The 25,120-nt window shown below is 59.1% G+C and carries 24 protein-coding genes and 1 tRNA gene; 20 read left to right on the top strand and 5 right to left on the bottom strand.

Features of this window, described 5'->3' with window-relative positions:
• Positions 1 to 12: 12 nt before the first annotated feature.
• On the top strand, positions 13 to 963 hold the full coding sequence (locus BZ163_RS26645) for an alpha-E domain-containing protein (RefSeq protein WP_128873371.1): 951 nt from the start codon (positions 13 to 15) through the stop codon (positions 961 to 963).
• Positions 960 to 1,781: a transglutaminase family protein gene (locus BZ163_RS26650; RefSeq protein ID WP_128873372.1), complete on the top strand. Its 822-nt coding sequence runs from the start codon at positions 960 to 962 to the stop codon at positions 1,779 to 1,781. The genes BZ163_RS26645 and BZ163_RS26650 overlap by 4 nt, the downstream gene beginning before the upstream one ends.
• Positions 1,782 to 1,915: 134 nt before the next feature.
• Here BZ163_RS26650 and BZ163_RS26655 read toward each other — a convergent pair whose 3' ends face one another.
• Complete coding sequence (locus BZ163_RS26655; protein WP_128873373.1) at positions 1,916 to 2,737, bottom strand: cytochrome c; 822 nt, start codon at positions 2,735 to 2,737, stop codon at positions 1,916 to 1,918.
• Positions 2,738 to 3,355: 618 nt separating this feature from the next.
• On the opposite strand from BZ163_RS26655, the gene BZ163_RS26660 reads away from it, so the two are divergent.
• From BZ163_RS26660 to BZ163_RS26670, 3 genes are all read left to right on the top strand, one after another.
• On the top strand, positions 3,356 to 4,561 hold the full coding sequence (locus BZ163_RS26660) for an acetyl-CoA C-acetyltransferase (protein ID WP_128873374.1): 1,206 nt from the start codon (positions 3,356 to 3,358) through the stop codon (positions 4,559 to 4,561).
• Between the two features lie 24 nt (positions 4,562 to 4,585).
• Positions 4,586 to 6,730, top strand: a complete 2,145-nt coding sequence (locus BZ163_RS26665) for a 3-hydroxyacyl-CoA dehydrogenase NAD-binding domain-containing protein (protein WP_128873375.1) — start codon at positions 4,586 to 4,588, stop codon at positions 6,728 to 6,730.
• A gap of 93 nt (positions 6,731 to 6,823) precedes the next feature.
• Complete coding sequence (locus BZ163_RS26670; RefSeq protein WP_128873376.1) at positions 6,824 to 7,558, top strand: amidotransferase; 735 nt, start codon at positions 6,824 to 6,826, stop codon at positions 7,556 to 7,558.
• Between the two features lie 106 nt (positions 7,559 to 7,664).
• Here the strand turns inward: BZ163_RS26670 and BZ163_RS26675 are convergent, their stop codons facing one another.
• The 3 genes from BZ163_RS26675 to BZ163_RS26685 all read right to left on the bottom strand — a co-directional run bounded on the left by BZ163_RS26675 (position 7,665) and on the right by BZ163_RS26685 (position 10,907).
• A complete protein-coding gene (locus BZ163_RS26675) occupies positions 7,665 to 8,636 on the bottom strand; it encodes a magnesium and cobalt transport protein CorA (protein WP_128873377.1) in 972 nt (323 codons plus the stop codon).
• A gap of 147 nt (positions 8,637 to 8,783) precedes the next feature.
• Positions 8,784 to 9,506, bottom strand: a complete 723-nt coding sequence (locus BZ163_RS26680) for a 1-acyl-sn-glycerol-3-phosphate acyltransferase (protein ID WP_128873378.1) — start codon at positions 9,504 to 9,506, stop codon at positions 8,784 to 8,786.
• 711 nt (positions 9,507 to 10,217) lie between these two features.
• A complete protein-coding gene (locus tag BZ163_RS26685; protein ID WP_128873379.1) occupies positions 10,218 to 10,907 on the bottom strand; it encodes a crotonase/enoyl-CoA hydratase family protein in 690 nt (229 codons plus the stop codon).
• Between the two features lie 307 nt (positions 10,908 to 11,214).
• Between BZ163_RS26685 and BZ163_RS26690 the strand changes: the two genes are divergently transcribed.
• A tRNA-Ser gene (locus tag BZ163_RS26690) sits at positions 11,215 to 11,304 on the top strand.
• Between the two features lie 184 nt (positions 11,305 to 11,488).
• Here BZ163_RS26690 and BZ163_RS26695 read toward each other — a convergent pair.
• Entirely contained in the window at positions 11,489 to 12,028 is a 540-nt protein-coding gene (locus tag BZ163_RS26695) for a DUF1523 family protein (protein WP_128873380.1), read from the bottom strand.
• 506 nt (positions 12,029 to 12,534) lie between these two features.
• On the opposite strand from BZ163_RS26695, the gene BZ163_RS26700 reads away from it, so the two are divergent.
• From BZ163_RS26700 to BZ163_RS26765, 14 genes are all read left to right on the top strand, one after another.
• Positions 12,535 to 13,569 (top strand): ATP-grasp domain-containing protein, encoded by a 1,035-nt coding sequence (locus BZ163_RS26700; protein ID WP_128873381.1) that lies wholly within the window; start codon positions 12,535 to 12,537, stop codon positions 13,567 to 13,569.
• A gap of 59 nt (positions 13,570 to 13,628) precedes the next feature.
• Entirely contained in the window at positions 13,629 to 14,756 is a 1,128-nt protein-coding gene (locus BZ163_RS26705) for a phosphoribosyltransferase domain-containing protein (protein WP_128873382.1), read from the top strand.
• Positions 14,746 to 15,504, top strand: coding sequence for a trehalose phosphatase (locus tag BZ163_RS26710; RefSeq protein ID WP_128873383.1), 759 nt, complete (start codon positions 14,746 to 14,748; stop codon positions 15,502 to 15,504). Before BZ163_RS26705 ends, BZ163_RS26710 begins: the two co-directional genes overlap by 11 nt.
• Positions 15,497 to 16,591, top strand: coding sequence for a cysteine protease StiP family protein (locus BZ163_RS26715; RefSeq protein WP_128873384.1), 1,095 nt, complete (start codon positions 15,497 to 15,499; stop codon positions 16,589 to 16,591). The genes BZ163_RS26710 and BZ163_RS26715 overlap by 8 nt, the downstream gene beginning before the upstream one ends.
• Positions 16,591 to 17,541, top strand: coding sequence for an HpcH/HpaI aldolase/citrate lyase family protein (locus BZ163_RS26720; protein WP_128873385.1), 951 nt, complete (start codon positions 16,591 to 16,593; stop codon positions 17,539 to 17,541). The genes BZ163_RS26715 and BZ163_RS26720 overlap by 1 nt, the downstream gene beginning before the upstream one ends.
• On the top strand, positions 17,538 to 18,209 hold the full coding sequence (locus BZ163_RS26725; RefSeq protein WP_128873386.1) for an HAD family hydrolase: 672 nt from the start codon (positions 17,538 to 17,540) through the stop codon (positions 18,207 to 18,209). Before BZ163_RS26720 ends, BZ163_RS26725 begins: the two co-directional genes overlap by 4 nt.
• An 89-nt stretch (positions 18,210 to 18,298) precedes the next feature.
• Entirely contained in the window at positions 18,299 to 18,883 is a 585-nt protein-coding gene (locus BZ163_RS26730; protein WP_128873387.1) for a TerD family protein, read from the top strand.
• Entirely contained in the window at positions 18,883 to 20,052 is a 1,170-nt protein-coding gene (locus BZ163_RS26735) for a TerD family protein (RefSeq protein WP_128873388.1), read from the top strand. Before BZ163_RS26730 ends, BZ163_RS26735 begins: the two co-directional genes overlap by 1 nt.
• Before the next feature lie 45 nt (positions 20,053 to 20,097).
• A complete protein-coding gene (locus tag BZ163_RS26740; protein WP_128873411.1) occupies positions 20,098 to 20,547 on the top strand; it encodes a tellurite resistance TerB family protein in 450 nt (149 codons plus the stop codon).
• An 11-nt stretch (positions 20,548 to 20,558) separates the two neighbouring features.
• On the top strand, positions 20,559 to 21,593 hold the full coding sequence (locus tag BZ163_RS26745) for a TerC/Alx family metal homeostasis membrane protein (protein WP_128873389.1): 1,035 nt from the start codon (positions 20,559 to 20,561) through the stop codon (positions 21,591 to 21,593).
• A 31-nt stretch (positions 21,594 to 21,624) separates the two neighbouring features.
• Positions 21,625 to 22,200, top strand: a complete 576-nt coding sequence (locus BZ163_RS26750) for a TerD family protein (protein ID WP_128873390.1) — start codon at positions 21,625 to 21,627, stop codon at positions 22,198 to 22,200.
• A gap of 100 nt (positions 22,201 to 22,300) precedes the next feature.
• Complete coding sequence (locus BZ163_RS26755) at positions 22,301 to 22,879, top strand: TerD family protein (protein ID WP_128873391.1); 579 nt, start codon at positions 22,301 to 22,303, stop codon at positions 22,877 to 22,879.
• 284 nt (positions 22,880 to 23,163) lie between these two features.
• Complete coding sequence (locus BZ163_RS26760; protein ID WP_128873392.1) at positions 23,164 to 23,457, top strand: DUF2442 domain-containing protein; 294 nt, start codon at positions 23,164 to 23,166, stop codon at positions 23,455 to 23,457.
• Between the two features lie 89 nt (positions 23,458 to 23,546).
• Positions 23,547 to 24,884: a serine hydrolase gene (locus BZ163_RS26765; RefSeq protein WP_128873393.1), complete on the top strand. Its 1,338-nt coding sequence runs from the start codon at positions 23,547 to 23,549 to the stop codon at positions 24,882 to 24,884.
• Positions 24,885 to 25,120: the final 236 nt, after the last annotated feature.

The following is a 25,120-nucleotide window of genomic DNA, read 5'->3' on the forward strand; positions in this document are numbered from 1 at the left end:
AGGAAGCCTGCCATGTTAAGTAGAACTGCCTCGGATTTGTATTGGATGTCGCGTTACCTGGAGCGGGCGGAAAACCTCGCCCGGATGCTCGACATCAGTTATTCGCTGTCGCTGATGCCACAGGATGGTCGCGGTGACGGTTTGCACGAACTCGCCATGCCGTTGCTGATTACCGGCACCCTGGACGATTACCTGGAGCGCCATGGCGATCTGCATGCCGAGCGGCTGCTGCATTTCTTCGCCCTGGACGCGGCCAACCCGGCGAGCATCTACAGTTGCCTCGGTGCCGCTCGGGCCAGTGCCCATGCGGTACGTGGGCGAATCACCGCCGATATGTGGGAAAACATCAACGCCACCTGGCTGGAAATTCGCGGGATCGCCGACCAGGGTTTGAGTCGCTACGGCATGAGCCGATTCTGCGAGTGGATCAAGGAGCGTTCCCACCTGTTCCGCGGCGCGTCCTACGGCACGATCATGCGTAACGACGCGTTCCGCTTCATTCGTCTGGGGACCTTCATCGAACGGGCAGACAACACCTTGCGCCTGCTCGATGCACGCTACGAAATGGCCGGTGACCAGGCCGAAGCGGTCAGCGACGGCACGGCCCACGCCTATTACCAGTGGAGTGCCTTGTTGAGGGCCTTGTCCTCGTTCGAGGCCTACACCGAGATCTACCGCGACGCGCCCGGTGCCCGGCATGTCGCCGAGTTGTTGCTACTGCGTGCCGACGTCCCGCGTTCGTTGCGGGCCTGTACCGAAGAGATCGACCAGATTCTCGCCCAGCTGCCGGGGGCCAACGGCCGTCCTGCGCAACGCCTGGCGGCGGAAATGGACGCGCGCCTGCGCTACACCGGTATCAGCGAAATTCTCGACGAAGGCCTGCACACCTGGCTGACCGAGTTCATCCCGCTGGTGCGCCAGTTGGGCAACGCCATTCACAGCTCTTACCTGGAGGCCGCATGAGACTTTCCATTAGCCACGAGACCACCTATCACTACGAAGATCAGGTGCGGGCGAGCATCCAGTACCTGCGACTGACCCCCCACGACAGCGAACGCCAGCATGTGCTCAGCTGGCAACTCGACCTGCCGCGTCCGGTGCGCGCGCAACTCGACCCGTTTGGCAATATCCTGCATGTGCTGACCATGGATGAGCCCCACGAGGCCATCATCATTGGTGCCCGGGGCCAGGTGGACATCGATGAGCTGCGTGAAGCCGAGCATGAGAGCCAGTCGGCGCTGCCGTTCCTGCGTTTCACCCGGTTGACCGAAGCCGACGAAGCCCTGCGCGCGTTTGCCCGCAAGCAATGCAAGCAACGTCGGGATCGCACGGCGCTGATCGACCTGATGCATGGCTTGAACCAGTACATGACCTACACGCCGGGCTCCACCGCCGTGGACACCAGCGCCGCCCAGGCCTTCGCCGGGCGTTCGGGCGTGTGCCAGGACCACACCCATGCCTTCCTCGCCTGCGCCCGCAGCCTGGGGATTGCCTCGCGTTATGTGTCGGGCTATCTGTACAGCGAGGACTGCGAGCACCTGGCCAGCCACGCGTGGGCGGAAGCCTGGCTCGATGACGCCTGGTACAGCTTCGATGTGACCAACGAACTGGCCCGGCCCGAGCGCCACCTGAAACTGGCGGTGGGCCTGGATTACCTGGATGCCTGCCCGGTGCGCGGCATGCGCCGGGGCGGCGGGTGTGAGCAGATGCATGCGAAGGTGTTCGTTTCGCCAACGCCGATGCCGCTGCTGGCGCCTGTGATTTCGGTGCAACAACAGTAAAATCCGGGCAACCGGCTTCGCGAGCAAGCCCGCTCCCACATTTGATCTGCAATGAACACAGCATTTGTGTACGACGCAGATTAAATGTGGGAGCGGGCTTGCTCGCGAAGAGGCCGGCCCAGACGACAAAAGGCTTAGGGCTTAACTTTGCGCCCCGCCATATGCTTCAGATACCCCACCAACATCTCCAGTTCCGCCTCCGGCAACACAGCCGCCGTAAACCCGGGCATTTTCGCCTGCGGCCACTGCCGCAAACTCTGCGGGTCACGAATGTAACGCGTGAGGAAATCCGCGCCGAAGTACTCGGTCGGGTTGAACGGAATATTCAAGTCCGGCCCGAACTGCGCATCCCCGGCCCCATTGAGCCGATGACAGGCCAGGCAGTTCTTCTGAAACAGTGCAAAGCCCTGGTTCACCGGATCATCCGCCGCCAGCGCAGGGTCGGGCAGCAGGGCAGGGAAGCGCTCGGCCACCGGCGCCATGCGTTTGATGCTCGCCACTTCGAACGGCCATTGCTCAGGACTGATATTGCCCGCTTGCGGATCGGTCCAGACCAGATAGAACGGCCCGGCACTGTGCTTGCCTTCGGACAGTGCCGGCCAGGGTTTGGCCGGGTCTTCAATCGCCAGCCAGGCCCGCGCACCCTTGGCATTGAGCAGCGGCGCCGCCGACAACTCTGCCGCAAATCCGTCCAGCGCCACGGCTTGCAGGTGATCCTCAGGCTTGATACCCGTCAACAATGCCGCCACGGGAACAGCGCGATAGCTCATGTCCCGTTTGTAGGAAACGTCGTTGGTGATGGTGATGGTCTGAACCTGAGGATGCTTGAGCAATTCCTCGGTCTGCCAGGTGCGACTGTTCGCGCCCAGCTCCAGGTCCAGCTGTGCGGCAAGGAGGGGCGTGCTCAGCAGCAGGGCCCCGAACAGAATGAGTGTTTTCAAGTGATCGCCGTCCATGTCGTAGGAGTGCCATAAAGGTTGGCACACCCACGCTGGCCCGGGTAGCGAGCCAGTCACATTTTTAATGAGGCGATATAAAAAACCCGACGCCGTATTTACTAAAGACCGACTAGCCGATCACCTTGGTCAGGTTCGGCAAAATCAACAACAGCGTGGTGGCGAATAGAATGAGCCCGGCTTGACGAACTTTCGATTGTTTGAACATGGCTGACCGCCTTTTTTTGTTATTTCCTGATGCCTGCCTGCATAGCTCCATGACGGCAAGGCGTTGCACTTCCTGTAGAACGAGCGCCTCGGCAAAACCCGACGACAACTTCGTACAACTTCACATTAGAGCCCGCGTCACCCTTGCTTTAGATCCATTTAATATGGAGTTGATATTAAATGCTCTTAAAACGATATGAGGCCTATTGCCAGCTTGTTGGGCGCCCGTTTGCTAGACACTTCGCATCCTGAATCGGTTAATCCCATAGCTGACTACCGTTCGTCTGAGCGTGAGCGTCAATGCGGCTGAGCGTTGCGGTCATTGAATCGGTTGCGCCTCGGCATAAGGTGAGAGCACAAAGATCTTAAGTACCTACCAAGTACCTACTCATCATCAGGTTCGAGAACGTCATGACCCAAGCTTTGATATTCGACGCGTTACGCACGCCCCGGGGCAAGGGCAAGGCTGACGGGGCCTTGCACAGCGTCAAACCGGTGAATCTGGTGGCCGGGCTGCTCACGGCGTTGCAACAGCGCACCTCCCTCGACACCAGCCAGGTCGATGACGTGGTGCTCGGCTGCGTGACGCCGATCGGCGATCAAGGCGCCGACATCGCCAAAACCGCGACCCAAGTGGCCGCTTGGGATGTCAGCGTGGCAGGCGTGCAGATCAACCGTTTCTGCGCCTCGGGGCTGGAAGCCGTGAACCTTGGTGCGATGAAAGTCCGTTCCGGCTTCGAAGACCTGGTCGTGGTCGGCGGCGTCGAATCCATGTCCCGCGTGCCAATGGGCAGCGACGGCGGAGCCTGGGCATTGGACCCGGAAACCAATCTGCATAGTCATTTCACTCCCCAAGGCGTGGGCGCCGACCTGATCGCCACCCTTGAAGGCTTCAGCCGGGGCGACGTCGATGCATACGCGCTGCACTCCCAGCAGAAGGCCGCACGGGCGCGGGCGGACGGTTCGTTCAGCAAGTCACTGGTGCCGGTGCAGGATCAGAACGGCATCATCCTGCTCGATCACGATGAGTTCATCCGCGCCGAATCGACGCTGGAAGGCCTGGGCAAGCTCAAGCCGAGCTTCGAGATGATCGGGCAAATGGGCTTCGACGCCACCGCGCTACGGGTCTATAGCCACGTGGAGCGAATCAACCACGTGCACACCCCGGGCAACAGTTCCGGGATCGTCGATGGCGCGGCCTTGATGCTGATCGGTTCCGAAGCCAAGGGCCGGGCGCTCGGCCTGCAACCCCGGGCACGGATAGTCGCCACGGCGGTCACCAGCACCGATCCGACCATCATGCTCACCGGCCCTGCGCCGGCCACGCGCAAGGCGCTGGCCAAGGCCGGGTTGCGGGTCGAAGACATCGACCTGTTCGAAGTCAACGAAGCCTTCGCCTCCGTGGTGCTCAAATTCATCAAGGACATGGCCATCGACCCGGACAAGGTCAACGTCAATGGCGGCTCCATCGCCATGGGCCACCCACTCGGTGCAACCGGGTGCGCGATCCTGGGCACGCTGCTCGATGAACTGGAAACCCGGCGCCTGCGTTATGGCCTCGCGACCCTGTGTGTCGGCGGCGGCATGGGCATTGCCACCATCATTGAACGCCTCTGAGCCCCGACTTCAAGGAAATACCGTATGAGCGAAGCCATTCGTTACGAAAAGGGGCAGGACCAGGTCGTCATCCTGACCATCGACTTGCCGGGCCAGAGCGCCAATACCATGAACGCGGTCTACCGCGAAGCCATGGCCGCCTGCGTCGCCCGACTGATTGCGGAGAAGGACACGATTGCCGGCGTCATCATTACCTCGGCCAAGAAAACCTTCTTCGCCGGGGGCGACCTCAATGAGCTGATCAAGGTCGGCAAGCCCGAAGCCAAAGCCTTCTACACCATGGTCCTGAACCTCAAGGGGCAACTGCGCACCCTGGAAACCCTGGGCAAACCGGTGGTTGCCGCGATCAACGGCGCAGCGTTGGGCGGTGGTTGGGAAATCTGCCTGGCCTGCCATCATCGCGTGGCGCTGGACGATCCATCCGTGCAACTCGGCCTGCCCGAAGTGACCCTCGGCTTGCTGCCCGGCGGCGGGGGAGTGGTGCGCATGGTGCGCATGCTGGGCATCGAGCAAGCCCTGCCGTACCTGCTTGAAGGCAAGAAAATCCGCCCGCAACAGGCGTTGCAGGCGGGCTTGATCGATGAATTGGCAAAAGATCGCGACGAGTTGCTGAGCAAGGCGCGCGCCTGGATTCTGGCTAACCCGGCAGCGGTTCAGCGCTGGGACGTAAAGGGGTATCAGATCCCTGGAGGCACGCCTGCGAACCCGAAAGTCGCGCAAATGCTGGCCATCGCGCCGTCGATCCTGCGCAGCAAGACCCAGGGCTGCCTGCCCGCGCCGGAGAAGATCCTCTGCGCCGCGGTTGAAGGCGCTCAGGTGGATTTCGACACCGCGCACCTGATCGAAACCCGATACTTCACCGAACTGACCACCGGCCAGGTCGCGAAGAATCTGATCGGCACCTTCTGGTTTCAACTCAACGAAATCAATGCCGGTGGTTCGCGGCCCCAGGGGTTTGCGCCCTATGCGACGCAGAAAGTCGGGGTGCTCGGCGCCGGGATGATGGGCGCTGGCATCGCTTTCGTCAGCGCATCGGCCGGTATTGACGTAGTGCTCAAGGACATCGACCTCGCGGCAGCAGAGAAGGGCAAGGCCCATTCGGCGATGCTGCTGGACAAGAAAGTCGCTCGCGGCCAACTGAGCAAGGCGCAGCGTGAAGCGATTCTGGCGCGAATCCACACCACCGACAGCGATGCGGATCTGGCCGGCTGCGACCTGATCATCGAGGCGGTATTCGAAGACCGGGAGTTGAAAGCCAAGGTCTCCTCGGCCGCGCAAAAAGTTGTCGGGCCGGAGGCAGTGATCGCCTCCAATACCTCGACCTTGCCCATCAGCGGCCTCGCCACTGCAGTGCCGGACCCGACGAAATTCATCGGCCTGCATTTCTTCAGCCCCGTGGAGAAAATGCCCTTGGTGGAAATCATCAAAGGCGCACAAACCAGCGACGAAACCCTGGCCCGTGGTTTTGATTTCGTCCTGCAAATCAGGAAAACGCCGATTGTGGTCAACGACAGTCGCGGTTTCTTCACGTCGCGGGTGTTCGGCACATTCACCAACGAAGGCATCGCCATGCTCGGCGAAGGCGTGAGCGCGCCAATGATCGAGACCGAAGCGCGCAAGGCCGGCATGCCGATCGGCCCTCTGGCAATCTCCGACGAAGTTTCCCTCAGCCTCATGAGCCATATCCGCCAGCAAACGGCAAAAGACCTGCAAGGGGAAGGGAAACCGCTGATCGAGCATCCGGCGTTCGCCGTGATTGACTTGCTGCTCAACGAATACAAGCGTCCGGGCAAGGCCGCTGGCGGCGGTTTCTATGAGTATCCGGCCGGTGGCCGGAAACAGCTGTGGCCAGGGCTGAAAACCCGTTTCGAAAAAGCCGACCGGCAGATTTCGCCGAAGGACGTGCGAGACCGGTTGTTGTTCGTGCAAGCCATCGAAACCGTGCGCTGTCTGGAAGAGGGCGTGCTGACCTCGACGGCGGATGCCAACGTCGGCTCGATCTTCGGGATCGGCTTCGCGGTCTGGACCGGCGGCGCACTGCAGTTCATCAACCAGTACGGTGTGAAGGATTTCGTCGCCCGCGCCCAGTACCTGGCCGGGCAATATGGCGAGCGATTCAATCCACCTGCGCTGTTGCTGGAGAAAGCCGCAAAAGGGCTGACGTTCTAAGGGACCGATGACGCATTCCGGACTTGCCTCGCCACCCTGTTTCGAGGCACGCTCTGGGTGTGCATTATTCCCATCACGTGTCAGGTATTTTTTATGTCGTTACGCATCTGCATTCTGGAAACCGACATTCTGCGTCCAGAACTGGTCGATCAGTATCAGGGTTACGGGCAGATGTTCCAGCGTCTGTTTTCGCAGCAACCCATCGCGGCCGAGTTCACCGTCTACAACGTGATGCAAGGCGAATATCCCGGCGATGAACTGACCTTTGACGCTTACCTGGTCACGGGCAGCAAGGCCGATTCCTTCGGTACCGACCCTTGGATCGAAACCCTCAGGGCTTACCTGCTCAAGCGCTATGAGCGCGGCGACAAATTGCTGGGCGTGTGCTTCGGCCATCAATTGCTGGCGTTGCTGCTGGGCGGCAAGAGCGAGCGCGCGACCCAGGGTTGGGGCGTCGGCACGCATAACTACAAGCTCGCCGCCAAGGCGCCGTGGATGAGCCCGGTGCGGGAAGAGCTGACGTTGTTGATCAGTCACCAGGACCAGGTGACATCGTTACCGGAAAACGCCACCGTCATTGCCTCGAGCGATTTCTGCCCGTTCGCCGCGTATCACATCAACGATCAGGTGCTGTGCTTCCAGGGGCATCCGGAATTCATTCACGATTATTCGCGGGCGTTGCTGGATATTCGTCAGGAAGCGCTGGGCGAGCAGGTCTACAGCAAAGGCATGGCGAGCCTGGAGCATGAGCATCATGGCGCTACGGTTGCGGAGTGGATGATGCGGTTTGTTGCGCATAAGCCAGAAGCTGTAGCAGCTAAAAGCTAAAAGCTTCGCTGGCAAGCCAGCTCCTACAGGGGACCGCGTTCCATTGTAGGAGCTGGCTTGTCGGATCGCCGCACCGCAGCGAATGTTACAGACGCCTCGGTCTCGGCTACAACCACCCCGATCTCTTGAAACTCGCCCACAAACTCACACACCCCACCGCAATAAACCCCAATACCCCGAAATACCCGTAGTGCCAGGTCAACTCGGGCATGTTCTGGAAGTTCATCCCGTAAATCCCCGCCACCGCGGTCGGGAACGCCAGGATCGCGGCCCATGCCGCAAACTTGCGCTGCACCACGCTTTGGCGTGACGCCTCAAGCAACACCCCGACCTCGATCGTCTGACTGGCAATGTCCGCCAGTGTCGTCAGGTCTTCCATCTGCCGTGTCACGTGGATCTGCACATCGCGAAAGTACGGGCGCATGTTTTTGTCGATGAACGGGAAACTCAGTTTCTGCAGTTCCTCGCCGATTTCCACCATCGGTGCCGCGTAACGGCGCAGCCGCAGGACATCACGGCGCAGACTGTGGAGTTTTTGAATGTCGCGCTCGTTCAGGGAACCGCACATGACATTGGTCTCCAGCTCATCGATCTCGGCATGGATCGCTTCGCCCACGGGCTGGTAGTTTTCGATCACGAAGTCGAGGATGGCATAGAGCACGAAGTCTTCGCCGTGCTCCAGCAACAGCGGACGCGCCTCGCAGCGCTGGCGGACATAGGCGTAGGACGCGGAGTGACCATTGCGTGCGGTAATGATGTAGCCGGTGCCGGCAAAGATGTGAGTCTCGATGAACTCCAGTTTGCCTTCATTGCGGATCGGCGAGTAGGTGACGATAAACAGGGCGTCGCCGAAAGTTTCGAGTTTCGGTCGGCTGTGTTTTTCAAGCGCGTCTTCGATGGCCAGTTCATGCAGGTTGAATTGGCGCTGCAGGTTGAACAACTCCTGGGCGTTCGGCTCTTCAAGGCCGATCCAGACAAAGTGGCCCGGCTTTGCCGCCCAGGCCGCGCCTTCGTCGAGGGTGATATTGGTGACTTTCTTACCGGCGCTGTAAACCGCAGCAGCAACGACTCTACCCATGATTCAGGTTCACTTCTTGTTTGCAGGTGGCAGTGGCAGGCAGTGTTCAGCTTAGCCTTGTCTGGTGTTTGAGAGTCGGCAAAGTCTGCAGAGTTCGCAGGCAAAAAGCTCGCGTGCAAAAGAAAACCCGCGCCAGGCGGGTTTCTCTCAAGCGGCTTGCAGTTGCCGGTCCATCACGGCGATGCACTCACGCATCTGCTCGCGGCACTGCTCAATCAGCAGCGGCATGTCCTCCAGGCTCAACCCCGCCGTAGGAATCGCCGGCAGCGAGCGGATCAGGATTTCCCCACTGCGCCAACGGTTCAAGCGCATGTGTTTGACGTAAGTGCTGACACACACCGGCACGATCGGCACGCCCGCGGCAATCGCCATCTGGAACGCGCCTTTCTTGAACGGCAACAATTCCTCACCGAGATTACGCGTGCCTTCCGGAAACACCCAGATCGAAGTGTCTTCATTTTGCAGGGTATGGGTGGTGGTCAGCATCGACTGCCGCGCCTTTTGCGCATTGCCACGATCAATCAACACATTGCCCGCCAGCCAGAACAGCTGGCCGAACAGCGGCACCCATTTCAGGCTTTTTTTGCCGATGCACACGGTGCGGCGCGGCACTACATTGCCGAACACGAACAGGTCGTAGTTGGACTGGTGGTTGGCGATGATCACGCAGCTGTCGGGTTTATCCATCAGCGGCCCGACTTCGGCCTTCACCCGTAAACGCAAGATACACATCGCCGGCCACGCATACAGGCGCGCGCACAATCGGCTGTTATCCGGATTGAACGGGCGACACAGGCCGAGCAGTACGCCAAGTACACCGGCGAGCATAAAATGCAGCCCCATCAATAACATGCGAAACACAAACAGCATCTACAGGCCCCACCGGGACAAAAGGTGGCGCAGTGTACGGATGTGCATTGTGTTCGGCAATTGCCGCTATGGCGTCAGGAGATGGGCGATGTTTGAGCGCATGTTTCCGGGTTATCGGTCAGGTGCGGTTTAGGGGGGGCTGTAGGATTTTCAACGGGGGCGAGATGAGCGATGTGGATTGTGTGTATATCCGTTTCTGCGGCAACGGCCGCTTATGGTTCCGCCCTTACGGCGGGTCACTTGCCACTCGGCCTCTCGAGGGGGCGGTGCATCAAGATCAAAAGCTGCAGGCGAGCTAACGCTCGGCCTGATGAGTGGTGAAAAGCAAAAGCCGTACGCCAATCCTCTGTAGGAGCCGGCTTGCCGGCGAAGGCGTCCGTTCAGTCAAAAAATTTTCCAGCTGACCCACCAATTTCGCTGGCAAGCCAGCTCCTACAGTTGAACTGTGTGATGCCCAGCACCGGGTTCGCTGAAGTTGCCTTTGCTGTTGCTGTTGCTTTGGCTTCAGATCTGCCGCCCCTTTCCCAGAGACCGAACGCAGGCGTTGCGCAGGGGGCCCCCGCCGTAAGGGCGGAACCCCAAGTAGCCGTTACCGCAGAAACGGATATGTACCCCGACCAAACCAAACCAAACCAACCCCCCAAAAATCGCCGTCACCATAAACAGCATCACGCCACGATAGCCAGGCCATTCAACAGTGCAGCACTGGGCTTACCCCAAATGCTCCTGATCCAGGACGATCGCGTTATCCAGCGTCTCCAGCAGTACCTTGCGCACCTTGAGCTTGGTGTTCTTGTGCGCCGTCATATTGATCTTCTTCAACTGACGCGCCGCAGCCAACGCCGAACCCTGCAACTCTTCGGCGGACACCACCAAGTCGAGGAAACCAGCATCCACCGCGCTCTGCGGATTGAACATCTCGCCATTGATCACTGAACGGTGAAACGCCGATTTACCCAAACGATCTCGGGCGATCTCGATGCCGGCGTGGTGCATGGTCATGCCGATCTGCACCTCGTTCAGACCAATGCTGAACGGGCCGTCGACACCAATGCGATAGTCCGCCGACAACAGCAGGAAGGCCCCCTTGGCCACGGCATGCCCCGGGCACGCCACGACCACCGGGAACGGGTGCGACAACAGACGACGGGCCAGCGTCGAACCGGCCGTCACCAGCGCCACGGCTTGTGCAGGGCCGGACGTCATCACCTTCAAGTCGTAACCGCCGGACAGAATCCCGGGCGTACCGGTAATGATCACCACCGCGCGATCAGTCACCGCCTGATCCAGCGCAGCATTAAATGCAGCAATCACGTCTGGCGAAATCGCATTGACCTTGCCATTGCTCAAGGTCAGGGTCGCGATACCGTCTTCGAGATGGTAGGAAATCAACTCACTCATGCCGCTATTCCTTTCAATGAAGTAGGGCAGACGTTACCCAGCGCCATAGGCCAGGTAAAGCGCTATGACTGACCCGCCAGTCACCCTTTCGCCGCCCGCCAGGCGTAGCCGGCCATGCTGGCCGTGCATTGCCCTCTATAGAGAAGGGGGCGGCGAGCCGGAGATTGGCAGGTTTGCCATGGCCCGAAACCCGTCGCCACGACTAAATCGCTAACCGCATGAAAATTCTGCAAAAAAAGTTTGCCATCGGAAAAGCTTTCGACTACATTAGCGCGCCTCGACAGACAGAACTTGTTTGAAGAGATACGGTGAAGTGTCCGAGTGGCTTAAGGAGCACGCCTGGAAAGTGTGTATACAAGAAATTGTATCGAGAGTTCGAATCTCTCCTTCACCGCCAAATTCGATGTAAGCAAAACCCCTGATTTCGTGAGAAATCAGGGGTTTTGTGGTTTCTGGCGTCTGAAAAAAAGGGCGAGTCAGATGCGCTCGCCTGACAAGTGGGTCCAGATAAGGATTTTTGGGGGCCGCCGGATGGGCTTGATACCGCTTGCCTCGATCGTTTGCACCAGCCCCCCGGGTGATCAGTTCATCGCCATGTCGCCACGGCGTTTCAGGCGGCGCCGTACGACAACGGCGACAACAAGCAGCAACAATGTCGTCACACCAAAGAAAATTGTGTTGAACCACGGGAACGGCTGATTTCGGCTAGTCGTTGCTTCGATGTGAGTAATGTTAGGGAAGACCGACAGGATCTTGATCCGCCAGCCGTAGTAGCGGATGAGCGCCAGCTGTTGGGCATCGCGGGAATAACCCTGGGCCTTGGCCTGCACATCGGCGGAGTCGAACTTGAAGTACCAGGGGAAGCTCCAGCCGGTATCTTCGTTGCGATAGACCACGACCTGCTTCGTGTCCGGGTCCTCGGTATTGATGAAGTAGACATCCCGGGTTGGGCCGTCCGCAGGGTTCTCGGCATTGATCACGCCGTCGTTGTCGACGCGCTTGACTTCGACGCCGGTGATCAATACCACCTCGTGTCGAGGCAGCACGTAGTAAAGCCCTAGCGCGCTAGCACCGACTACCAGGAAGATCGCACCCAGTACCAACCCCTTTAACCACTTCATGTACGCACTCCGTTTTTAATTAGCGGAATTCTGCCCCAATTCCGCCGATCACGGACAGTGTTTAATTCTGACTGGGCCCGATATCTGACCGTAGACATTCGTTGAAACGATTTACTGTCCGGCATGCTCGATAACACACAGAAACCCGACATGAATTGACTTAGTGTGCAGCGTCGTGTCGGGGCTATTAAACGCAGAATATTGATACAAGGTAAGTCTGGCCGAGTTAACGGGGAGCAAACTGATTATTATTGGTCGGCGTAATAATCCAACGGGCACTTATGTAAAGAGATGTTTCGGTTTTTATCTATTTAGAAACATTCGCACACTTATTCGCGAACCGCTGTTTGATCAGGATTTTTTTAACAAGTTGGCATCGGCGCCACGCATCGCCTTCAGTCACAGATCGGACCGTTATCGTCCCCTCCTTTCCATTGGAGTTCAGGCCGCTGTTATCTCAGAGGAGGGCAGCGGCGGCGGACGTGCAAATCTTTCAGGAGCTCCACATGATCTGGTTACTCGAAGGGCAATCCAGCCAGCGCGATATTATCATTGGCGCACGCGAGGCGTTGCCAGCTGCTGTGAAGATTTTTGCCTCCCACCGTCAAGACCGTCCCGAAATCACCGGGCTCGCCGATGTCGGCCTCAAGGAGCCGAAGGACAACCTGGAACGTATCGAATGGGTGATTCAAACCGCTCGGGCGAACAACATCAAGGTCATCCTGGCCGGGCGCGAGGGCAGTGTATTTGAACGGGCCCGGCCCCGATTCGAAGCATCGGGCCTGGTCCTTGTGACGGGTGGACTATCGATCGACACCTTCAACAGGGTCGACGACAAGAGTCTATTCACCGCTGAGGCAGAGCGCGCAGGCCTGGCCTGCGTACCTGCAATCACTGTGACTGACGCCAGGGAACTGGCTGCTGCCTATGAAACCCTTTCGGCAGTGGGAGAGGTTTGCATCAAGCCTGCAGTCGGGATCTATGGTCAAGGCTTCTGGCGATTTACTCAGGACGCTGATCCTTTTCGTTGCTTTGCCAATCCGGACGCGCGTGAGGTGCGCTTCGAGACCTACCTGCAGGCCTACTGCGCGGGCTCCGCCCGACCACCGATGCTCGTGATGCCCTACATGGCCGGTAACGAATGTTCGGTTGATATGGTGTGTGAGGCAGGTCATCCAGTGGCCTTTGTCGGTCGGCGCAAAGAAGGCCTGTATCAGACATTCGAGCGCGACGGCGCAGCGGTGGAGCTGGCGCTCGAGGCCGCACAGCACTTCAACTGTGACGGTATCGTCAATGTACAGACGCGCGATGACGCCAACGGCAAGCCTCACCTTCTGGAAATCAATCCTCGCTACTCGGGCGGTATCGGTTACAGCCGTGCGACTGGAACAAACCTGCCAGGAATCTTTGCCGCTCGCCGGCTGGGGCTGAAGGAACCGGCGACCGTCTGGCGGTCGGGGGTGCGCGTGAAGGCCCTTACCGTTGCTGTTCCGGTATTGGCTGTGGCGGATCGAAGCCAGCAATCCGTAACCCCTTTTTGATTTGAAGCCCACGGAAGAGGCGTCAGGTTATCGACCTCCGCCAACCTAGGAATGTGTTCATGGAACGTAACGCCGCGACAAAAATGCTTAGCGCGCAACTGGTGCGCGGGCGACTCGACGTCAACGTCGAAGAATGTGTCATCGCCCCCGACGCACTGTTCGGATTTGCCGAGCGCCGTAACCCGAAGCGTGCGTTTCTGTTTGTGTCCAAAGTCCTGGGACGTCACATCCCCGTGCGGCCGTCGGTGATGAACGCAAGCTTTGAAAACCTGGCGGCGAAAATTCCTGCCGACTTGCCAGGCCCTGTGCTCGTGATTGGCATGGCCGAGACGGCAGTCGGCCTCGGCGCCGGTGTTCATCGTGCCTTCAGCGCCAGCCGCCCCGATGTCGTCTACATGGTCAGTACGCGTCACCCGACGGGTACCGAACTGTTCGCTCGATTCGAAGAAGAGCACAGTCACGCCAGTGCGCACCTGATCCACCTGCCCGTCGATCCCGATGTGCGGGAAATGATGTTGAACGCCCGTTCGCTGGTGCTGGTCGACGACGAAGCATCCACCGGCAAGACGTTCATCAATCTGCACCGCGCCCTGGTCGATGCCGGCCTGAGCAAGGTCGAACGGGTCGTCACCTGCGTTCTGACGGATTGGTCCGGCGGGGCTGTGCGCAACACCATTGGCACCTCCACCGATCAGGTTTCCCTGTTACAGGGGGCCTACCGCTTTATCGAAGATATCGACGCCCCGTTACCGCAAATGCCCTCCGTAGGCACCATCGCCGCTGGCGTGTGGCCGCTGTCGCCAGGAAACGACTGGGGCCGTCTGGGCGTGCGCAATGTCGAGGACACCCTGGCACCCGAGCTGCAGGTCGCAGCAGGTGAGCGGGTCCTCGTGGTCGGCACCAGTGAGTTCGTCTGGCGTCCCTTCCTCCTCGCCGAGCGCCTGGAACGTGCTGGCGCCGATGTGCATTTCAGTTCCACGAGCCGCTCGCCCATCGCGCTTGGCCATGCCATCGGGCACGCATTGTCGTTTTCGGATAACTATGGTCTCGGCATCCCCAACTTCCTCTACAACGTCAGCCCCGGTCAGTTTGACCGCGTGCTGATCTGTTCGGAGACTCCGGCCCAGGCCGTCCCCGCTGAATTGGTTGCTGCCCTGAAGGCTGAGGTCATCGTCGATGAGCAGTAATCGCCCCCTGGTGTTGATCGACCTCGATGACACGCTGTTTCAAACCGCTCGCAAGATGCCGCCAGGCGCGCCACGCCATCCAGCGACCCTTGATGTGGACGGCCAACCGAACGGCTACATGAGCACCGTTCAGAAGTCTTTTGCTGAATGGTTGCTGGCGACCGCCGATGTCGTGCCTGTCACTGCCCGCAGCGTCGAAGCCTACAGTCGAGTGAAACTGCCTTTCAGCCTCGGCGCCGTATGCTCACACGGCGGCGTGATTCTTGGTCCTGATGGAAGGCTCGATCAGGACTGGCATGCCTACATGTGCGACACGCTCGACAGCTTCCAGAATCGCCTGCCGGCCCTGAGCGAGGCGACGCTGGCAATCGGCAAGGAGCTTGGCATCTCGTTGCGCGGTTGGGTGGTCGAAGAGGAAGGTTTGCGCAACTACGTGGTGACCAAACACAACGAATCCAATGACGATGTGCTGAACTTGGTACTGGCTGAAGTCCGGGCTCGAGGGCTGTTGGACGGTATGCACGTCCATGGCAACAGTAACAATCTGGCCTTCCTGCCGGCTGGCCTGTCCAAGCGTGTGGCCGTTCAGGAATGGCTGCGCCGTGATCGCGAGGTCAATGGCGAACGTCCCGTGCTGGGCTTTGGCGACAGCATCACCGACCTGGGCTTCATGGATGAGTGTCACCTGTGGGCCACCCCGGCGCGTAGCCAGCTGGCCAGGCTGGTGGGGGGCGTGATTAATGGTTGAGCCTGTTCGCCACCTCAACACCGTGGGCAGCGGCAGCTACGCACCTGAAGACGTGCACTTCCTCCTGCAGCCGGTGCAGATGCAAGTAACGGATGTCGTCGAGAAGGAGCGTCTGATCCAGACCAGGCAGAAGCACTACTCCGAGATGATCAGTCTGGAGAGCGCTCCGACTGCCGTTCACCAGGCGCTATACGAGCGGGCACTTGCGCAGAATGGCACGCGTATGGCCACGGACGTTCAATCCCTGGCGCTTGCATTGAACGAGGCCTGCGCCGGCGCTTGCATTGTGCTGGTGTCCTTCGTGCGTGCAGGCCTCCCGCTGGGTGTACTGCTGCGCCGCGCGCTCATCGACATGGGCCGTAACACCTACCACTATGGAATCAGCATCGTCCGGGACCGCGGGATCGACACCGTTGCGCTGGAAGCGATCATCCAGGCCCATGGTGCCGAGAACATCGTGTTTGTCGACGGCTGGACGGGCAAAGGGGCGATTTCTGCCGAGATCAAGCGTAGCCTCAATGGCGACTCGCGCTTCCCGACAGATCCACGGTTAGTGGTGCTGGCCGACCCTTGCGGCCGAGCCTGGCTATCGGCTTCGGCGGAGGACTGGGTCATTCCGTCCGGCATTTTGGGTGCCACTGTTTCCGGCCTCGTCTCGCGCTCTATCTGGCCAGTCGATGGCGGACTGCATGGTTGCGTGGTCTACGACCACCTGCGAGAGCACGATGTGACCCGTGATTTCATCGAGCAGATTGAGACGAAGCGCCGGGCATCAGGGGCGGTGGCCCAGGCATCGCCGTGGACAGTCAGTCAAAGACTGGAACTCCAGGCAGCCGCTTCAGCGGTGGTCGAGTCGTTGGCCAGACGTTTTGATATCTCGAATCCGAACCGGGTGAAACCGGGAATCGCCGAGGCGACCCGTGCCGTACTGCGCCGTGTACCTGACCGGGTCCTGGTCCGGGATCGCCGCGACAGTGACGTTCAGCTGTTGCTGCACCTTACCGAGGGGGCGGGCGTTACCGTGGAGGAGGCCGGTGCTGATCTGGGGCCTTACCGGGCGGTGACCATCATTCGGAGCTTGAGCTGATGCAGAGGCGCTCTCCCTACGCCCTCGGGGCCACGCTCTATATGCCGGCCACGCGAGTGGATCTGCTCGACGTCGTTTTTCGCAGGAAGCTGCCAGAGCTTCGGTCGCTGGTGGTTTGCCTGGAAGACGCAGTGGCGGACATCGATGTCGACACTGCGCTGCGCAATCTGCATAACCTGCTGACGGCGATCAATCAACGTGGTGGCCGCCCGGCGGAGGGGCCGCTGTTGTTCGTCCGTCCTCGAGATTCGCAAATGGCGGCCGTACTGAATGAGTGGCCGCTGATGCGGCACGTTGACGGGTTTGTCGTGCCGAAACTGACGCTGCGTAACCTGGTCGCATGGGAACGGGCGGTCACCAACCCTGACCTGTTCCTGATGCCGACCCTGGAAACTCACGACGTATTCAATCCGGGGGCGATGGTCGAATTGGGCCATGCGCTCAAGGCCAACCTTGACCAGCGAATCATTGCCCTGCGCATTGGCGGGAACGATTTGATGGGGTGTCTGGGCCTCCGACGCAACCCTGCGACAACGCTGTACCAGACGCCGATGAGCTTCGTCATACCGATGTTGGCCGGGATCATGGGCTCGCAGGGCTTTGCCCTGACCGCCCCTGTATTCGAGCAGCTTGCAACGCCGGACTTGCTGAAAGAAGAGCTGGAGCTGGATATCGCCCATGGCCTGGTCGGCAAGACCGCGATTCACCCCAGCCAGATCAGCATCATCCAGGACACTTTGCGCGTCAGCCTCGAAGACCTGAACAGCGCGAAGCTGATCGTCAGCGACGTTGCCCCCGCCGTGTTCAAGCACAACGATGTGATGTGTGAGCCTGCGACCCACTACAAGTGGGCAGTCAAGATCCTCGAGCGTGCGCAGTGGCACGGCGTGAAGCAAGCAGAAGTCGGCAGCGGCGAGCCGCCGATCCGCTTGGCCGAGGCTGTTCGATGACACAGCCATTGCTCGAAACGGATGTGCGCGGGAAGAAGGTGCTGTCGGTCTTTGACTTCGACGGCACCCTCACCCGGTATGACAGCTTCGTCTCATTCCTCAAGTTTGCCTTTGGCACGCGAGCGTTCAGTCGACGCATGCTGATGCTCACGCTACCGGGCATTCGTTTCCTCGCGCGGCGCATGAATCGAGACCAACTCAAGGCGCATTTGATCAGCACGTTTCTGACTGGCGTTGAAGCTGCGTGGGTACGGCAGCAAGCAGAAATGTTTTGTACGGAGTTTTGGATCCGGTTGATGCGCCCTTCAGGGTTACCATCCCTTGCCGCCGAGAGGGAGGCCGGTGCCATGGTAACCCTGTGCTCTGCATCTCCCGTCCTGGTGCTTCAACCTTTCGCGGATCGCCTTGGCGTCAAGCTGATCGGCACGGAGCTTGAGGTGGTCGATGGCGTGCTGACCGGGCGCATCGCCGGCAACAACTGCAGGTGCGAGAACAAGGTGTTCAGGCTCGAGGCGGTCTATGGACCGCTGGGTCAATACCATCTCAAAGCATGGGGTGACACCCGTGGCGACCATGAATTGTTGGCCGCGGCGCAAGAAGCGCACTGGCGACAGTTTCATCCTGCGTGGCGTCGTGGACGCCAGTACAGGGCCCAGGTCGGGAATTGAGGTGCGGGCGATATTGCCCTCACCAACCTGCGAATGTCGGTCAAACCTGATCACCTCGCGAACACTGAAGGTCAACAAGGAAAGTACAGATGGCACTTACTCTGAGCAAAAACCAATCCATCTCGCTGGAAAAAACGGCTGGCGGTGGACTGACCAATATCAGCCTCGGCCTCGGCTGGGATCCGGTGAAATCCGGCTTCCTTGGCAAGCTGATGGGCAGCGGCGGCGCGATCGATCTTGACGCTTCCTGCATCCTCCTCGACAGCGACCTGAAATCCATCGATCTGGTGTGGTTTCGTCAACTGCAGTCCCAGGATGGTTCGATCAAGCACTCGGGCGACAACCGCACGGGTGACGGTAATGGTGACGATGAAACCATTTATGTTGACCTGCAGCGTCTGCCTGCGTCGGTCAAGTATCTGGTGTTCACCGTAAACAGCTTCACCGGGCAGACATTCGAGAAAGTGGAAAACGCCTACTGCCGTATCGTGAACGCGGGCAACAAGTCGGAGCTGGCACGTTTCAACCTGTCCGAGCGTGGCGGTCATACCGGCATCGTCATGGCGAGCCTGGTACGCGAAAGTGGTGGCTGGGAATTCAAGGCAATCGGCAAGGTGACCAACGGCCGCACTGCAGATGATCTGGTGAGCCTGGCTGTTCAGGCCGTGCGCTGATGGCGACTCTCCTACCGGGTGGTAACGCAGCGGTTGCCACTGGCCAGCTTCGCGTGGACATCAGCTACTCGCCGATTCCCGGGGCTGAAATTGATGTCTCGGCCTTCGCGCTGGGCTCAGCAGGCAAAGTCCGTGGCGACGGCGATATGTGTTTCTACGGGCAAACCAGTGTGCTGGGTGGCGCGGTGCAGATGACTGAGTCGGCAGCCGGTCGCGCCGTGTTTACCCTTGATTTGAGCCGTCTGGAAGCGGCTGTCGAGAAAGTGGCTTTGACGGCCACGATCTATGAGAACAAAGCCAGCTTCGACCGTGTCTCGCAGCTCTCGGTCACGGTGTCAGGCGGGGTTGAAGCTCAACTTCCGACAGCTGGCATGAAGGAAACTGCACTCATCCTTGGCGAGTTCTATCGCCGCCAGGGCGAGTGGAAATTCCGCTGCGTGGCCCAAGGCTTTGCCGGAGGCCTGGAACCCTTGGCCAAACATTTTGGTGTCGAAGTCGCCGCCCCGACGCCGGCCCCCGCTCAAGCCGCTCCCCAGCCTGTCCCGGTCCCGCCAGCCGCACCGAAGTCTTCGGTCAGCCTGAGCAAGGTGACCCTCGACAAGGCACGCCCCTCGATCAGCCTTGAGAAAACGGCTGCCGGTTTCGGCGAAATCAAAGTGAACCTGGACTGGAACAAGGGCAGCGGCGGCGGTTTCTTCAGCCGTAGCAAATCCATCGACCTCGACGTCGGCTGTCTCTACGAACTCCAGGATGGTCGCAAGGGCGCGATTCAAGCATTGGGCGAATCATTCGGCAGCTTGGAGCATGCACCTTACATCCAGTTGATGGGCGACGACCGGACAGGCTCTGTTGCCGGAGGGGAGTGGCTGCACATCAACGGGGTGAAGTGGAGTGAGGTGCGTCGCATCCTGGTCTTCGCCTTCATCTACGAGGGGGCGCCTGACTGGAAAGCGACTGATGGGGTGGTGACTATCTACATTCCCGGTCAGCCAGACATTGAGGTCCGTCTCAACGAGGAGGGTGGGCGTGACGCCATGTGCGCGATCGCCATGCTGGAAAACGTCAACGGCGCAGTCAAGGTCTCCCGGCGAGTGGATTTCCACCGAGGGCATTCCGCGGTGGACAAGGCTTACGGTTGGGGCATGAGCTGGAAAGCCGGCTCGAAATAGGAATTTTGGAGGGTCCTCTGACCCTGCCTCTTGAGGGGAACTCAAATGCTTGCATGGCTTAAAACGAACGCGGCGAAAGCTCGAGACACGCTGACCACCGAGGTCGCGAAATTCAAGAATCAAAAGTTCATGGATGCCACCACCGCAGGTTGCGCCCTCGTCGCGGCGGCGGATAACGACATCTCGGCGGCTGAGAAGTCGAAGATGATTGGATTTATCACCCACTCGCCTGAACTGAAAGTCTTCGACCTCAAGGACGTGATCAATTCCTTCAACGATCACTGCACGAAGTTCGAGTTCGACGTGCAGATCGGTCGGGCTGAAGCGCTGAAGGTTGTCGGCAAGCTCAAAGGCAACGATGGCGCTGCTCGCCTGTTGGTCCGGGTCGTATGTTCCGTTGGTGCATCGGATGGCGACTTCGACGAACAGGAAAAAGCGGCCTGTCGCTCGATCTGCCTCGAGCTGGGCCTCGACCCAGCCGATTTCGAACTCTAAGGAGCGGTACCGTGGAAGCTACTCAAATCGGATTCCCTCCGCTGACCATGGCTGTATTCGTCGGGATCGCGGTTGGCGCGCTTCTGCTCGACATGGTCACTCATCGTGGCGACAAGCCAATTTCGTTGGCCAAAGCTTCGATATGGTCGGTCTTCTGGATCGCCATCTCGCTAGCGTTTGCAGGTTTCCTGTACGTTGAGCATGGCCCGGAAGTCGCAAGTCTTTTCGTAACCGGTTACGCCCTGGAGAAAGTCCTGAGCGTGGACAACCTGTTCGTATTCATGGCGATATTCGCCTGGTTCAAGGTGCCGGATGGCCTGCGCCATCGCGTTCTGTACTGGGGCATCATCGGCGCTATCGTGTTCCGCGGCATTTTCGTTGCTATCGGCACCGGTCTCTTGGCCTTCGGACCCTGGGTTGAGATTGTATTCGCGCTGATCGTTGCGTGGACTGCAGTCATGATGCTGCGCGCCAAAGGTGATGGCGAAGAGGAAGAAGACTATTCCAAACACATGGCTTATCGCTTCGCACAGAAGCTGTTCCCAGTGTGGCCAAAGCTGTACGGCCATAACTTCTTCGTGACTCGCAAGGCTCTGGAAGTAGAGCTCAAGAAGCCAGAAAACAAAGGCATGACGCTGGCGGCAAAAGGCACCATCTTCGCTACGCCGCTATTCCTCTGCCTGGTGGTTGCTGAAGTGTCTGATGTCCTCTTCGCATTTGACTCCGTTCCAGCGATCATCGCGGTGAGCCGTGAACCCCTGATCGTCTATTCCGCCATGCTGTTCGCCATCCTGGGCTTGCGGACCATGTACTTCGTCCTCGAAGCGTCAAAGCGTTACCTGGTCCACCTGGAGAAAGCAGTCGTCGCATTGCTGTTCTTCATCGCGGTCAAGCTCGGCTTGAATGCGACCGACCACATGTTCCATCACGGCTACAACATTGACGCTAACACCAGCTTGTTGATCGTTATGGTGGTTCTGGTCATCGGCATCGTCGCGAGCTGGATCTTCCCTGACAAACAAGCCGCTCAGCCCGAAAGCAACTGAGCACTGGCATTTACCACAAGGAGCTCGACCCATGGCACTGACACTTCAAAAAGGCGGCAACCTGTCTCTCACGAAAACCGATGCGAGCTTGACCAAGCTCCTGATCGGTCTGGGTTGGGATCCTCGCGCCACTGATGGCGTTGAGTTCGACCTGGATGCCAGCGCCTTCCTGTTGGGTGCAAACGGCAAGGTGCGCAGCGACGCTGACTTCGTGTTCTACAACCAGTTGAAGAGCGTCGACGGCTCGGTTGAGCATACCGGCGACAACCGCACCGGCGCTGGCGATGGTGACGACGAAGTGTTGAAAGTCGACTTGAGCCGCGTACCTGCCGACGTCGACAAGATCGCATTCATCGTGACCATCCACGATGCAGAGGGTCGCAAGCAGAACTTCGGCCAAGTGGGTGGTTCTTTCATCCGCATCGCCAACGAAGTGACCGGCGCTGAAGTCGTTCGCTACGATCTGGCCGAAGATGCCTCGACCGAAACGGCAATGATTTTCGCCGAACTTTACCGCAACAACGGCGAGTGGAAATTCCGCGCCGTTGGCCAAGGCTTCGCTGGCGGCTTGAAGGCGCTGGCAAATTCGTTCGGCATGAATTTTTAAACCTGTGCCGTTGGACCAAGGTTTCGCTGGCGGCCTGGAGTCGCCAGCGAGATCACCGGCATGAACGCTAGATCGAACTCACGGAACAAGGAATCTGAAAATGGCTGTAAGTCTGACTAAAGGCGGCAATGTCTCGCTGTCGAAAGAGGCCCCCGGCCTGACCGAAGTAATCGTTGGGCTGGGCTGGGACCCGCGCGTTACTGATGGCGCCAAGTTCGATCTCGACGCTTCGATCTTCATCGTCGGCGAGAATGGCAAGGTGCTCGATGACGCAAGCTTCATCTTCTACAACAACAAGAAATCTGCCGACGGTTCGGTCGAGCACATGGGGGATAACCAATCGGGCGATGGCGAAGGCGACGACGAACAAGTCACCGTGAAGTTGAATGGCTTGGCCGCTGCGGTGAAGAAACTCGTCTTCGCTGTGACCATCCACGATTCGGTAGAGCGCAAGCAGAGCTTCGGTCAGGTTGCCAACGCCTATATTCGCGTTGTGAACAAAGCGGACGGCAAAGAGCTGGCTCGCTACGACCTGAGTGAGGATGCTTCTACCGAGACCGCCATGATTTTTGGCGAGCTGTACCGCAGCGGTGAAGAGTTCAAGTTCAAGGCCATCGGCCAAGGTTTCGCCGGCGGCCTGAAGCCCCTGGCTGAATCCCACGGCGTGAGCATCGGTTAACCGACTGCTGTGCAGCCCTGAGACAGGTTTACACCTGTTTCACCCCAACGCCCGATGCACTGCATCGGGCGTTTTGTATTTTAAGGGCAAGTGCTTGGTGTCCGGCCACGTTCAGCGCCCCTTCGATAAGAGCGCGTTGGGTTAAAGTGAAGTCAGGGGTTTTATGATTTTTGGCGACTTTTATGGACCGGGGACATAGCTGAAAAAACGTAGGTTGTGCTAGGAAAAAAAATTTCTCTGGCATTGCTTTATGGCTACCTGAGCAAAACCGGAGAAACTGACTAATGACCAGCAAGCTTCGCATTTCTGCTGTGCAACCAGTTGCCGGCAAACATGCCCTTGATATCGAGTGGAATAACGGCAAACGGCATACCGTTGATGTTACCGAACACATCAAGACCTTTCCCGTGCTCAAGCCGCTGAAAGACTTGAAGCTGTTCGGCAAGGTTGAGTTGGGCTTTACTCGCCGAACCATCACCGCTTACAGCAATGGCAAAGCATTGATACCCAAACATGTCGGGCTAGCGTGCAAGGGGTGGGAGTACGAGCATAAAGGCCACGACGAGAGTTGCATGTAGATTTTGGCTGCGTCTCCTTCGCAAGGCCTACCTTCAGCCTCTGCGTCCACCTGTTAAACTGCCCGATTCCCTCGAATGGAATCGACACCATGTCTCACCCCCGCATCTCCTCCCGCCGCCTGGCGGTGTCCATCACAGCCGTATTGACGGCCTTCCTGTCATCCCTCAGCACCGCATCCACTCCCACAACCTTCCCCGACGCCGCCGCCAGCGACCCGGCGACACTAGGTTGGATGATGGGCTCCCCACCGCCCGCCGATCGCACCCTGCGCTTCGAGGATGGCAGCTATTACCAGTTCCCGGCGATGCGCTGGAGTGTGTCGAACTTCCGCCAACTCATGCCGACCATCAACGTCTCGCGAGGACTTGGCGCCCCGGTTCCCCTGCAATCGGCGTTGCGCAGCGACATCGACGCCCTCGGCTTCGTCCCGCTCGGCGCAAAGGCATCGATGACGTGGGAGCAATCCCTTGCGGCCACCTACACCGACGGGATTGTGGTGATGCATCGCGGCAAGGTGGTCTACGAACGTTACTTTGGCGTGCTGAAGCCTGAAGGCCAGCATGCGGCGATGTCGGTGACCAAGTCCGTGGTCGGCACGTTAGGGGCGATGTTGGTGGCTGAAGGGCGAATCGACGCGGATAAGCACGTCGCCGACTACGTCCCCGAACTGGCGAACTCGGCGTTTGGCAGTGCCACGGTGCGTCAGGTTCTGGATATGACGACTGCACTCAAATACAGCGAGGACTACGCCGACCCGAACGCCGAAGTCTGGGCCCATGCCAAAGCCGGCAGTCCCTTGCCCAAGCCAAAGGACTACACGGGACCGCGAAGCTACTACGAGTTTTTGCAGACGGTGCAGCTGCAAGGCGAGCATGGCAGCGCGTTCGCCTACAAAACCGTCAACTCCGACGTATTGGGCTGGGTCATCGCTCGAGTGACCGGTCGTAACGTCGCGCAGTTGCTGTCCGAGCGGATCTGGAGTCGGCTGGGGGCGGAGCAGGATGCCTATTTCACGGTGGACTCCATCGGCACCCCGTTTGCCGGCGGCGGCTTGAACACCGGCTTGCGCGACCTGGCTCGGTTTGGCGAGATGTTGCGCAATGATGGCGCGTTCAACGGTCAGCAGATCGTGCCCAAAGCGGTGGTGGACGACATCCGCCATGGCAGCGACAAGCAGGCATTTGCCAAGGCCGGTTATGACTTGCTCAAGGGCTGGAGCTACCGCTCGATGTGGTGGGTGACGAACAAGGAAGGCGGCGCCTTCATGGCGCGGGGAGTGCATGGGCAGCGTATATATGTCGACCCGAAGGCCGAGATGGTGATCGTTCGTTATGCGTCCCATCCGGTTGCCGCTAATTCGGCCAATGATCCGGTGACGTTGCCGGCGTTTGAAGCGTTGGCTCAGTATCTGTCCAGGTTGCATTGACGGGGGATGCGTGCCAAGCGACAGACCGCTGTTGGGCAAGTTGTTTACCGGTCACTGCCGTAAATCCATTTGTAGGTTCTGCATGCTGTAGCCGATTCCTACATGCTATTCGGAATGTGCTGGCTTTCATTGTCGCCGTTTGCAGGTCAGTTTAAGTGTCCCGCCGACTATTTCTTCATCCCTTCTTTGGTTCATGCTCAAAGCACTGACACTCAAGATATCCGGGAAGACTGATA

The organism is Pseudomonas sp. VI4.1 (assembly GCF_002029345.1).
Lineage (GTDB): Bacteria > Pseudomonadota > Gammaproteobacteria > Pseudomonadales > Pseudomonadaceae > Aquipseudomonas.